The 2,199-nt window shown below is 73.9% G+C and carries 2 protein-coding genes; both read left to right on the top strand.

What is annotated here, in order from left to right:
- A partial coding sequence (locus AB0C87_RS42800) for a thiamine pyrophosphate-dependent enzyme (protein WP_360582297.1) occupies positions 1–1,138 on the top strand: 1,138 nt, incomplete at its 5' end.
- Positions 1,139–1,221: 83 nt separating this feature from the next.
- Positions 1,222–2,064, top strand: coding sequence for an MIP/aquaporin family protein (locus tag AB0C87_RS42795; RefSeq protein WP_345187843.1), 843 nt, complete (start codon positions 1,222–1,224; stop codon positions 2,062–2,064).
- Positions 2,065–2,199 lie beyond the last annotated feature (135 nt).

The following is a 2,199-nucleotide window of genomic DNA, read 5'->3' as shown; positions in this document are numbered from 1 at the left end:
TCGTCACCGTGACGGCCATCGCCGCGGCGAACAGCAGCATCAGGCCGAAGAAGCGGGCGCCGCGCCTCAGTTCGTCGCGGGACGCGGCGCGCGCCTGTCGGGCGCCCGCGACGCCCTGGCCGAGCTCGCCGCGCGCTGCGGGGCGCTGCCCGCGACGTCGGCGGTGGCGCGCGGCCTGTTCGCCGGCGACCCGTTCGCCCTGGACGTCAGCGGGGGCTTCGCCACGCCCTCCGCGGTGGAGCTGATCCGCGGCGCCGACCTGGTCGTCGCGTGGGGCTGCTCGCTGAACATGTGGACGACCCGGCACGGCGCGCTCGTCGACCGGGCCGCCGCGGTCGTGCAGGTCGACGTGGACGCGCACGCGCTCGGCGCGCACCGCCCCGTCGACCTCGGCCTGATCGGCGACGCCGCCGAGACCGCCCGGGCCGCCTCGGCCGAGCTCGGCGCCCGCGGGCACCGGGCCACGGGGTACCGCACGCCCGAGGTGGCGGAGCGTCTCGCCCGCGAGGGCCGCTGGCAGGACGTCCCCTACGACGAGCATCCCGGCGAGGACGGCGCGGACGGCCCCCGCATCGACCCGCGCACGCTGACGATCGCCCTGGACGGGATGCTGCCCCGCGAGCGCACGGTCGCCGTCGACTCCGGGAACTTCATGGGCTACCCGGCGATGTTCCTGGACGTCCCCGACGAGGACGGCCTGGTGTTCACGCAGGCGTTCCAGTCGGTGGGGCTGGGCCTCGCGACCGCCATCGGCGCGGCGGTGGCGCGCCCGGACCGGCTCACCGTCGCCGCGCTCGGCGACGGCGGCGCCCTGATGTCGGTCGCGGAGCTGGAGACCGCCGTCCGGCTCGGGCTCGGCCTGCTCGTGCTCGTCTACGACGACGAGGCCTACGGGGCGGAGGTGCACCACTTCGGTCCGGGCGGGCACCCCCTCGACACCGTCACGTTCCCGCCCGCGGATCTGGCCGCGGTCGGGCGGGGGTTCGGCTGCGCGGCGGCGACCGTCCGGACGCCGGGCGACCTCGCGGCGGTGGGCGCCTGGCTGGCGGGGCCCCGCGACCGGCCGATGGTCGTGGACGCCAAGATCACGCGCAGCCGCCCCTCGTGGTGGCTGGAGGAAGCTTTCCGGGGTCATTAACTCACTCTGTGTAGCCTCGCCCTCCTTGGGAACGATCACGATCACGGCCGTCGTGGCCTGGTTCACATGCCTGAGGAGGAGACATGGCGCAAGGGCCGAGGCTGCCCGAACTCGCCAGGCAGATGCTGGCGGAGTTCGCCGGCACCCTGATCCTGATCCTGTTCGGCGTCGGCGTGGTCGCCCAGGCCGTGGCGGCGAGCGGGCTCGGCGCGCCGCAGAGTCTCGGCGGCCACGACAGCATCGCCTGGGCCTGGGGGATCGGGGTCACGCTCGGCGTGTACGTCGCCGCCCGGACCAGCGGTGGGCACCTGAACCCCGCCGTGACGCTCGCGCTCGCGGTGTTCAAGGGGTTCCCCTGGCGCCGGGTCGTGCCGTTCTGGTTCGCGCAGACGCTCGGCGCCTTCGTGGCCGCGCTGATCGTCCGGTGGGACTACAGCGAGATCCTCGCCAAGTTCGACCCCGGCCACACCCTGAAGTCCCAGTTCGTGTTCTCCACCCTGCCGGGCAACGGCACGCTGCCGATCGGCACCTGGGGCGCGTTCCGCGACCAGGTGATCGGCACCGCGATCCTGCTGTTCCTCGTGCTGGCCCTCACCGACGTGCGCAACGCGCCGCCGCTGGCCAACCTGGCGCCGCTGATCATCGGTCTGGTGGTGGTGGCGATCGGCATGGCGTTCGGCTCCGACGCGGGTTACGCGATCAACCCGGCCCGCGACTTCGGGCCGCGGCTCGCCCAGTTCATCACCGGATACGACACCGCCTGGCGGGACCAGTACGGCGACCTGTACTTCTGGGTGCCGATCGGGGGCCCGCTGATCGGGGGCGTGCTCGGCGCCGGCCTGTACCTGCTGTTCGTCGGGCGCCACCTCCCCGAGGAGGAGGGCGGCCTGCCCGCGGCGCCGGAGCCGGAGTACGACGTCACCTGACGGGCCCGTTCCCTCGGGCGGAAAGGAAGAGTCCATGGCCGACTTCGTCGGGGCCCTCGACCAGGGCACGACCAGCACCCGATTCATGATCTTCGACCACGGCGGCAACGAGATCGCCCGCCACCAGCTCGAACA

This window comes from Actinomadura sp. NPDC048021, assembly GCF_040653135.1.
Classification (GTDB): Bacteria; Actinomycetota; Actinomycetes; order Streptosporangiales; family Streptosporangiaceae; genus Spirillospora; species Spirillospora verrucosospora.
This window is presented reverse-complemented; position numbering and strand designations above follow the sequence as displayed.

What these genes read in the sequence shown, in the direction of transcription:
- AB0C87_RS42795 (WP_345187843.1), top strand. Translation starts at nt 1,222, where the DNA reads ATGGCGCAAGGGCCGAGGCTGCCCGAACTCGCCAGGCAGATGCTGGCG.